This window comes from Microcoleus sp. MON2_D5, from assembly GCF_036701905.1.
Lineage (GTDB): Bacteria > Cyanobacteriota > Cyanobacteriia > Cyanobacteriales > Microcoleaceae > Microcoleus.
This window is the reverse complement of record NZ_JAUBRM010000150.1, coordinates 1-8,855: the sequence shown is the minus strand read 5'-3', so window position 1 is coordinate 8,855 and position 8,855 is coordinate 1. Positions and strand designations below refer to the sequence as shown.

Here is an 8,855-nt window from a genome sequence, read left to right as displayed (position 1 = left end):
TTAAATTATTAATACATTACCTAAAATTTCAGGATGTTCCCGTTCCAGCAGTATTCATACCTTGATTCAGCAACGCCCCGAGCGCGTAGGGCCTGTCGTCGGGCGCTACGCGCTGTCAAGCTGTTCAATAAATCGCGATAAGATGCTTCCATTGAGTCATTTAAGCAATACAATTGGAGCTATGAATAGAATTTGGATAGTTAAAGCCTGGCTGAAAAAATTGCTATTTATGCGATCGTACCCCCTTCCCGCTGTCTGATTATAGAATCAGGTTGTATATCTGCTGAATTGTCTTTGCGATTTGACTTTGTGTCTGCAATTGTTCCGTTTCAAATAATTATTTTATTCGTTTTTCTACCTTTTATATGCTGGTTCCCACTGGCAAATGGTGTAGTAGCCTCAGTCTTAGTAAATGAATTAGATATTCTGCTAGATTGAAGTTCGGTGAGTAGGTTGGTGTATAAATTAACTCTACTGTGAGATTTTATTCTATCTCTGATGCTATTTGTTCAGCTATTAAATATTTCTTGATCTTCTTTCTATGGGTCGAATTATTATCCAACAATATCGTTATATGATGCGCTTTTTATTTGATACTTTGTGGACACAATTCTCCTATACATAATGCTATATCTTCGGTTTTGGCTGTAGGTGATATAGCCTTTCTCAGAAAGATGGAGTACGTCGAAACCCTGTGTTGTCAAGCTTTTGAAGTTGAATTGTGTACCTCATCTACCCAAGAACCGCTATAGTTTGACAAACTTTTTTCCGCTTATAGCATCTACCGCTAAAAGTCCATTCAGCTTCTCTCTTTTTTTCCCTTCATTTGATGCCACTTCTGGTCGCGTATTTTTTTCTGCCCATCCATAGTATAGGCTTGGTCGATTCGTGACTGCAAATTCATCCAAAAATACTATTCTATTCCCACTCTTTCTCTCTGCTATTTTTTTTAGGACTTCCACATACTCCTTCTGTTTCTCTAGCGATGCCTTTGCCTAATCTCGATGCGCTTTTTGGTGAGATATATTTATATCGGCTAAAATTTCAGAGATTCTCGACGTTTTTAGGTCTACTGTCCACCGTTGCTTTATTACCGCCGCCATTATTTTTCCTGTCCAAATTTCTCTGTCTATCCCATACTTTGTTGGTTTCTCCTCTAAAATCATTCTCTTTAATTCTTGCCGTTTTTCTTGATCCAGTCTTGATTTTACCTGGTGCTTGATTGGTTAGACTATTCCCTATAACCCGATTTCTAAGTAGGGTTTGACCCATCTTGCCAATGTTAGATCTGTGCAGCCTAGTAGCTTCCTCACTTCTGTACGACTTTTTCCTTCACTTAGATGCCTAATTGCGGATAACCTTTGCCTGATAGAGGATTGCTGATTATTGTAGTACAGCCGTTGCCACTGCTTTTTCTCTAGCCTTACCAACCGCAATTGTTGGCTCAGATTCATTTCTATTACTCCCTTTTTTTCATTTTACCTCTATCTATATTCTTTGGGCGGGAAGAAAGTAAGCATCGCCAGATGAATTGTAGGGAAACGGCACAGCGCCGTGTCCTGACTGTGGATAATATCCATTCTGATGCCCCCAGATTTGATATAAAACTAACGCCGATCGAGATACCCGAATTCTTCAAAAAGTCGGGTATCTGAACCGCATACTGACAATTTATATCGCTTTTTTAAGCAATAAAAATCAGCTTTCCCTTGCCCATTTCCAAAGTATCGCCCATTTGCATACCGTTGTGAAAAGCACCCAAAATCACCTCGCTAGTTTTGCCGAAAGCGATCGCCCCGCTAGCATCAATTCCAATTGCGCCAAAATCCCGTTGACGATCGTCAGCTTCAGCAAAAGAACGCTCAAAAGCAGCTTTCAAGCTCAAACCATCCGTTACCCGAATCACAATTCGCGCGGCCAAACACTCGTCCATAATGTGCTCGCCAATCCCCGTACAGCTTACCGCCGCACTTTCAGCCGCGTAATTTCCCGCCGGCATCGCCGAGTCGCTAACCCGCCCGATGCGCTCAAAACCCTTACCACCAGTCGAAGTCCCAGCAGCCAAGCGTCCATGCACATCCAAAGCTACGACTCCGATAGTACCCATACCGGCCGGTTCGGCAACCACGTCAGCCATTGCTTTACTAAAATTGCCTTGGCGTTCCTGCATCCACTCGTGCAAACGCAAATCCGTCATCGGATCGTAAATCGGCAATTGAAGTTCTCGCAGCAATTCCGCCGAACCAAAATCAGAGAGAACTCGATCGTCCGAATGCTGCAAAAATTGAGCAAGTTCGATCGGATGTTGAACGCGAGAAACATTAATCGCCCCGCTGAAACGCTGCATCAAACCGTCCATCAGCGAAGCACTCATCCGAATTTGACCGTCCGACTGCACCACAGAACCAGTACCGGCATTGAATCGCGGGTCATCTTCCAACAATTGGCAGCCCCGCACCACTGCATCTACGGCACTTGCACCGTCTTTCAGCAGCGGATAAACTTCCTCCAAAACATCGTAAAGCGATTTCCGCACCGCCTCAATTCCGCCTTTACTATGTAGAGAACTGCCCGCACCGCCGTGAATAACTAACTTTGGTTGCACTTGTTGCGATGCCATAATTTATAACCTAATACCTAAAATTTTTCCTTTGCAATCTTAGCTTCGATCGAGCAACTTGCCCTAAATTCTTAATCTTGAGCCGCCAAACGGCGGCGGCGACAACGTTCGGAGCAGTATTTGACCTCATCCCAGCAGTCAGCCCATTTTTTGCGCCAAGTAAAAGGTCGATCGCACACGGGACACATTTTTGTCGGTAAATCAGATTTCGATCGTTGCTTGGCCATGCTAATTTGGACATTACATTAGTTAGTGATTAAATTTTAATCAAAACAAACAAAACAACCAATTTCTGCCTAACACCTCCCCAAATAAAAATGCTCGAAACGGCCGACGCCAACATCCGAATCGTCTTAGTCGAACCTGCAGGCCCATTGAATGTTGGTTCTGTTGCCCGCGTCATGAAAAATATGGGTTTGCACCAATTAGTTTTGGTAAATCCCCAGTGCGATCATTTAGGGGAAGAAGCCCGACTGATGGCTGTTCGCGCCGCCGACATATTGGAAACTACCAAAGTAGTCGAGAGTTTGCCTGCTGCTTTGGTAGGGTGTGTCAGAGCGATCGCAACTACAGGGGATGATTGTCGATCGTTGCCAACACAACTAGAAGAACCCGCAGATGCCTTGCCTTGGCTCCTTGAAGCCCCCAGCGCCCTAATTTTCGGCCGAGAAGACTGCGGCTTGACCAATGCCGAATTAAACCGCGCTCAACGCCTGATCCGCATTCCCAGCAGCGATGCCTACACTTCCCTAAATCTCGCCCAAGCAGTCGCTATCTGCTGTTACGAACTATACAAGTCAGTTGTCAGTTGTCAGTTGTCAGTTGTCAGTGGCCAGAAGGAATCGGCTCCCTTGGAAAATTTAGAGGGATATTACCAGCAACTAGAAACGCTGTTACTCAAAATAGGATATTTGCAGCAGCACACAGCAGCAAGCCGGATGGAAAAATTTCGGCGTTTGTACAACAGAGCATATCCAACAATTGATGAAGTCGCCATGCTGCGGGGCGTCCTCCGCCAAACAGAATGGGCAATCAAAACTTACCCACGAGAGGCAAATTCTGATACTCTGGATGGGGCGTTGCCGGAAAATCCAACGGATAGCTAGGAGAAATGCTGATAATTGGGGATGTGAGATTGAGGATTTTTTTCACAGAGAACTTTCCTGCCCCCACTTGTCACCTTCATAACAGGGTTTCTTGACTAAAAACCTAAGCTTTGCGATAATTTGCGAGCAATAAACTTGGTTGCTGATACCATGCAGCCTCTGGGGCAAATCTAAAATCTAAAATCTAAAATTGATTGGCTGGCAAGCTGAAAAATCTTAAACTTGAAATTTACAGTAGTGATGAAGGAGTAAGACGTGGCAGAGCGGTTTCCCAAAGGATCGATATTATCGGTGATATCTTCGTCGATATCCTCTCCCAACTCCGGCTCAAAGCAGCCTAAGTCCGGCAAAGCAAGCCAGTCTGGCAACTCGGGCCGCCGTCGCCCTCCGCAACCGCAAAACGGCAATTCAGAAATTCGATCGCCCGAACCTGCGACTTTGCCACTGCAACAGGGTCGCGGCAGCAGAATAGGAGCCAATTCTCCTACATCTTCGGAAGAATTTACTACACAAGACTTTTTATCCGATCCCCGATCGGCAATTAACCCCAGAAAACCCAGAACCAGCAAAACTCCGCAGTCGAAGACTCGCCAACCAGGGAAAAAAGCCCTCGCTGCTGTCGATATGTTCGAGTTTCCGAACCCGAATCTGGAACGGGAAAATGTGAGTTCGATCGCCAGCAATCCCAACAGCCAGCTCCCAACAGCCACTCCCCCTACCACCCGTGGAAGTCGCCCCAGTTCGCCCCCAACGCGCATTTCAGACACGGTAATCCCCGCAGATGCCAAAAAACCCCCCGTGCCTAAACCGCGCCCACAAGCGAGTCCTAGACCGGGTAAACGCTCTGCACCTCGGAGCGTACCGCCGTTGGTGTATGCTACTCGCTTGCTGATTTTGGGAGTTGGGATAGCGGTGATTTGCGGCACGCTGCTGTCTGTGGTGAATGCTGTGAGTCGAGCATCGACTGTAGCGACAGAAGAACAAACCAGCACAGGGCAGAACAACCCAGCCGATAGCGCATCTGCGGCACCCGCAGCCCCAGAAGTGCTGCAACTGAATCAAGAATTAGGAGCTTTGAAAACGCAAGTTCAGGTTTTAGCAACAGAAAATCCTAGTTTGACAGCCGGAATATTTCTAGTCGATTTAGATACTGGAAGTTACCTAAATTTTAATGGCGATAGTGCTGTTGCTTCAGCTAGCACAATTAAAGTGCCAATTTTAGTAGCTTTTTTCCAAGCAGTAGATGAGGGCAAAGTGCAGTTAGATCAGATGCTGACGCTGAAGTCCGAACACATTGTCGGCGGTTCTGGGGAGATGCAAGATCAGGCTCCTGGCAAGAAGTATTCGGCTTTGGAAGTTGCCCAAAATATGATTGTTGTCAGCGACAATACGGCGACAAATATGATGATTGAGCTGTTGGGAGGTGCTGAGGTGTTGAATCAGCTTTTTGCAAATTGGGGTTTGAGTACCACGGTTCTGCGTAATAATTTGCCAGATTTGGAAGGAACTAATACTACCAGTCCGAAGGATTTGATTAATATCATAGCCCAGGTGGATCGGGGGAATTTGGTTTCGGTGAAATCGCGCGATCGCATTTTGCAAATCATGCGCCAAACTCAAAACGCTTCTTTGCTGCCCAAAGGTTTAGGCGAAGGTTCAGTTATTGCTCACAAAACCGGCAACATTGATACAATGCTAGCGGATGCGGGGATGGTGGATTTGCCGAACGGTAAGCGTTATTTAGTGGCGGTGATGGTGAAGCATTCACCGGAAACGGAGAAGCCAGCTCAAACATTAATTCGGGAGATTTCTCGGATTAGTTACCGCTATTTGAACGGTGAGGAAACCCCAGACGATTCACAAGTGAAAATTAAAAATTGAAAATTCAACCGGGTTTTTCGGACAAGTCTCGTAGACTTTATCAAACTATAAATCAGTTTGTATTATGAAACTAAGCATCCGCCTTGCTTGTCTGGTAGCGCTCTCAACTTTATCCGTTGGAGTCTCCCCCTCCTTGAGTAATGCTAATCCTGCTCCTGAATATGAGACGGACGGCGTGAGAGCGATCAACAATAATATCGAACTCAATCGGGCAAAAAACTTAGCTCGTCAAGCAGCAGAAAGGGCTAATGGGGGTTTAGGCAACTATCGAGCTGAAGCTTCTATGCACGGTACTTCTAAGGAATCGCCGTTCGTTGACAATGGCGATGGAACTTGGACTTTTACTTTTAAGGGTTCCAAGCCTGGTTCGTCTGTCTTTACTGTAGAAACGGTTGTTACGGTTTCCCAAGATGGGAGGGTGAGAGTGGATTACAACGGGCAAATTCGCCAGTGATCTCAATTTTGAACAACTTTGCAAAGAGCTAAGTAGATCGACTTGCAAACACATAATATCGTTTCCGGTTAAACGAATCGCACACCGGAATTGATATAACACCGAGATAATAATAGCCCAGTATACCCGGCTATGCAGTTTCAATCCCCGATCGGGATTTAAGTTAACGGCATTTTTTCCGTTTGTTACAATCAAGGGAATTCCCATCCTCACATCAGCACTAATGCAAATTATCCTAGAAGTTCCCGAGATCCTTGGCGAAAAACTGCAACAATTGGGCGATCGTCTCCCGGAAGCCCTGGATCGCGCACTTCGGGAACTCGCCCCCGCAGAAACCATCCCCTACCAAGACGAGCGCCAAATCGTCGAAGTGCTAGCCAGTCAACCCAGCCCAGAAGAAATCCTCGCAATCCGCCCCACACCTGCATTGCAAGCCCGCATGAGCGAACTGCTCGATCGCAATAAATGTGGCACTCTTTCGGCCAGAGAGGAAGTCGAACTCGATCGCTATTTGCTGTTAGAACATTGGGTGCGTTTAGCTAAAGCTCACGCCTACAAACGCTTACAGACAGAAGCATGAGTTATGTACCAGCATCTCTGCGTCGGCTAGTGACCCAACGCGCCGGAGACCAATGCGAGTATTGTCGATTTCCCCAAACGGCTTCACTCTTTGCCTTTGAAATGGAACACATCATTGCTGAAAAACATGATGGGATCACCGAAGCTGAAAACCTAGCGTTATCCTGTCCTTGCTGCAACCGTTTCAAAGGAACTGACCTAGGTTCGATCGACCCTGAGACACGACAGCTAACTCCCTTTTTTAATCCCCGTGTCCAGGAATGGTCAGACCATTTTCGGCTAGAAGGAGGAGCAATCGTCCCACGGACACCAGAAGGGCGCGTAACCGCTAAAATTCTGCAATTTAACCTCCTAGAACGCATCTGCGAGCGCGAGCAACTTATCAGTATTGGGGAATACCCAGCACCCCACCCACAAACCACATAAACAGTAGGTGATTATATGAAATCAACCCAACGATGCAGATTGTAGCAAGAATTTAGAGAATGGGTATTACAAAACAAATGAATAATTTTAATTGTGAAAAAACCTTATAACTGGAATAGTCTTATAAACTCATTGGGAGATTGTAATTCCCCGTATGCTTATATAGTAGCTTATTATCTTTCAAGATTTGATAGAGATGGTTATCAGAAATTGGGATTTGGTAACATGACTGATACCCATGAAAAAATAGGCTCTCTACTTGGAATTTCCGCTAATACAATCAAAAATTTTAGAGATGCCTTTGATACTTATCATGAAAATAGACGTAGAGGCTGGTGGCAGAGAGAGTTATGGCGTTTTGAGAAAGAAATTTATGAAGGATTTAAAGAATATTCTGAAGAATAACTCTATGTTTTAGTTTGCAAAATTTTAACCACACCAAAGCTGGATTTTGAACAGCTTTTTGATTCTTTTAGTGTATCAGATGATACGCTAATCTTTCCTGATGAAGTCGGAGAAGTAGAGGAAACTCAAACTTTTAAAGAAGGTTCTATCCGTCAAATACAAGTTAATGCTTATGAAAGGAATAATCCCGCTCGCAAAAAATGTATTGAATATTATGGGCTAAATTGTTATATTTGCCACTTTAACTTTGAAAAACTTTTTGGAGAAATAGGTAAAGGTTTTATTCATGTTCACCATATAATACCTTTATCTGAAATTAATCAAGAATATGAAGTTAATCCTATTCAAGATTTACGTCCACTATGTCCTAACTGTCATGCGATGATTCATAGGAAATATCCTCCATTTACTATTGAAGAAATTAAAGATTTACTTAGTAAAAACTGACTTTGTAGATAGCTGGGGGGGTAACAACCAGCCTGAAACCCAGAGGTGGTGAGGATTGAGCCAATGTGTGGTAAAAAAAGATAGGCAGCATAATTGCTACACGCTTGCCTATCCAAAAAATAATGATACCAACATTTTACCAGACTCATTTAAAAAAACAACTGACATCAGCTCAGTTTCTTGTGATGACAACTTTGCCCATTGTGATGCAATCAGAAAAACAAGTGAGATTAGAACGGCTCTCCCGGGTATTCCCTTACCCAATTACAACGGAAAGTCGGCGTAGAAAACTACAAAGATTTCTGGATTTACCAACCTTAACTATCTCATTAATTTGGTTCCCATTAATTACTTATTGGTTGACCACTTATTGCCGCATTGGTACTCGTTTATTAATCGCAATCGACCGCAGTCAATGGGGGTGCATTAATCTCTTTATGGTTAGCCTGATCTGGGAGCGAAGAGCAATTCCATTATACTGGTCGCTGTTGCCAAAATTAGGAAACAGTAACTTCGAGTCACAAACTACCAATTTAGAGCAAGTTTTACAATTATTTTCAGAATATAAAGTGATCGTTTTAGGAGACCGGGAATTTTGTTCTGTTGATTTGGGAAACTGGCTTAAGGAAAAGGGTGTGTCTTTTTGCTTAAGACTGAAAAAGAATCATTGTATCGAAACAGAACATTTAGTTTGGCAACGGTTGGATGAATTAGGAATAGTACCCGGAACTTCTTTGTATGTTCAAGGAAAAAGAGTGAGGAAAACTCTACCTACTACCGGATTTGAGCTTGCTTGTAAGTGGAAAAGGAAATATGGGAAATATGAAGTTAAAGAAGCCTGGTTTATTCTCACGGACTTAGGCTCGTTGGGAGCAGCGCTCAATGCTTATAAGCAGCGGATGGGCATTGAAGAAATGTTCCGAGACTGTAAAACAGG

General features: G+C 44.3%; 13 protein-coding genes. 8 read left to right on the top strand and 5 right to left on the bottom strand.

Annotation, left to right across the window (positions count from 1 at the left end):
• Positions 1-746: 746 nt before the first annotated feature.
• The 5 genes from QUA47_RS29170 to QUA47_RS29155 form a co-directional block, all read right to left on the bottom strand.
• Positions 747-962 carry a hypothetical protein gene (locus tag QUA47_RS29170; protein WP_333433360.1) on the bottom strand — a complete coding sequence of 72 codons (216 nt, stop codon included), beginning with the start codon at positions 960-962 and terminating at the stop codon, positions 747-749.
• Positions 963-995: 33 nt separating this feature from the next.
• Complete coding sequence (locus QUA47_RS31125) at positions 996-1,103, bottom strand: hypothetical protein (RefSeq protein ID WP_445302555.1); 108 nt, start codon at positions 1,101-1,103, stop codon at positions 996-998.
• 135 nt (positions 1,104-1,238) lie between these two features.
• The gene (locus QUA47_RS31120) at positions 1,239-1,454 is read right to left on the bottom strand and encodes a helix-turn-helix domain-containing protein (protein ID WP_445302554.1); all 216 of its coding nucleotides are present in this window, start codon (positions 1,452-1,454) and stop codon (positions 1,239-1,241) included.
• A gap of 230 nt (positions 1,455-1,684) precedes the next feature.
• Positions 1,685-2,620: an isoaspartyl peptidase/L-asparaginase gene (locus tag QUA47_RS29160; RefSeq protein WP_333433358.1), complete on the bottom strand. Its 936-nt coding sequence runs from the start codon at positions 2,618-2,620 to the stop codon at positions 1,685-1,687.
• Between the two features lie 71 nt (positions 2,621-2,691).
• Positions 2,692-2,847, bottom strand: coding sequence for a DUF2256 domain-containing protein (locus QUA47_RS29155; protein WP_006631540.1), 156 nt, complete (start codon positions 2,845-2,847; stop codon positions 2,692-2,694).
• 90 nt (positions 2,848-2,937) lie between these two features.
• Between QUA47_RS29155 and QUA47_RS29150 the strand changes: the two genes are divergently transcribed.
• From QUA47_RS29150 to QUA47_RS29115, 8 genes are all read left to right on the top strand, one after another.
• On the top strand, positions 2,938-3,726 hold the full coding sequence (locus QUA47_RS29150; protein ID WP_190662368.1) for an RNA methyltransferase: 789 nt from the start codon (positions 2,938-2,940) through the stop codon (positions 3,724-3,726).
• A 255-nt stretch (positions 3,727-3,981) separates the two neighbouring features.
• On the top strand, positions 3,982-5,607 hold the full coding sequence (locus tag QUA47_RS29145) for a serine hydrolase (protein ID WP_333433357.1): 1,626 nt from the start codon (positions 3,982-3,984) through the stop codon (positions 5,605-5,607).
• A gap of 64 nt (positions 5,608-5,671) precedes the next feature.
• Positions 5,672-6,061, top strand: coding sequence for a hypothetical protein (locus QUA47_RS29140; protein ID WP_333405154.1), 390 nt, complete (start codon positions 5,672-5,674; stop codon positions 6,059-6,061).
• Positions 6,062-6,284: 223 nt separating this feature from the next.
• Positions 6,285-6,641: a hypothetical protein gene (locus QUA47_RS29135; RefSeq protein ID WP_333405156.1), complete on the top strand. Its 357-nt coding sequence runs from the start codon at positions 6,285-6,287 to the stop codon at positions 6,639-6,641.
• Entirely contained in the window at positions 6,638-7,066 is a 429-nt protein-coding gene (locus QUA47_RS29130; RefSeq protein WP_333405158.1) for an HNH endonuclease signature motif containing protein, read from the top strand. The genes QUA47_RS29135 and QUA47_RS29130 overlap by 4 nt, the downstream gene beginning before the upstream one ends.
• 93 nt (positions 7,067-7,159) lie before the next feature.
• Positions 7,160-7,471, top strand: coding sequence for a hypothetical protein (locus QUA47_RS29125; RefSeq protein ID WP_333433356.1), 312 nt, complete (start codon positions 7,160-7,162; stop codon positions 7,469-7,471).
• Between the two features lie 21 nt (positions 7,472-7,492).
• Positions 7,493-7,918 carry an HNH endonuclease gene (locus QUA47_RS29120; protein WP_333433361.1) on the top strand — a complete coding sequence of 142 codons (426 nt, stop codon included), beginning with the start codon at positions 7,493-7,495 and terminating at the stop codon, positions 7,916-7,918.
• 122 nt (positions 7,919-8,040) lie between these two features.
• Positions 8,041-8,855: IS4 family transposase (locus QUA47_RS29115; protein ID WP_333433355.1), on the top strand; the 815-nt coding region annotated here is incomplete at its 3' end.